Consider the following 460-nt stretch of genomic DNA (forward strand, 5'->3'; position numbering starts at 1 on the left):
AACCCTACTCGACCTAAGCCGAGAACGCATGATGCACCGCCGAGCTTGGGACATCACACCAAAAAACATTTATCAGGCCATGGCGCTCGATGCCCTGCTCGACCCTGACATTGATTTGGTGATCCTCACTGGTGCGGCGGGTAGTGGTAAAACGCTATTGGCCATGGCAGCTGCGCTCGAGCAAACTATTGAAAAAGGCATGTTTGATAAAATCATCGTCACGCGTAACACGCCAGACATTGGTGAGTCGATTGGCTTCTTACCAGGCTCAGAAGAGGAAAAAATGATGCCTTGGCTGGCGGCGGTAACCGATACTTTGGAGGCGCTGCATAAGCACGATCACTGCACCGAAGGCTCGTTGAAATACATCTGCGATAAAGCCAACATTCAGTTTAAGTCGATCAACTTTATGCGTGGCCGTTCGATTCAAAATGCGTTTGTGTTGCTTGATGAGTGTCAA

At 49.6% G+C, this 460-nt stretch carries 1 protein-coding gene; it reads left to right on the forward strand.

Annotation, left to right across the window (positions count from 1 at the left end; translation table 11 throughout):
- The coding region (locus tag R7E42_RS25050; RefSeq protein ID WP_318073247.1) for a PhoH family protein at positions 1 to 460 on the forward strand (460 nt) is incomplete at both ends.

Source organism: Vibrio sp. Vb1337 (genome assembly GCF_033338715.1).
Classification (GTDB): domain Bacteria; phylum Pseudomonadota; class Gammaproteobacteria; order Enterobacterales; family Vibrionaceae; genus Vibrio; species Vibrio alginolyticus.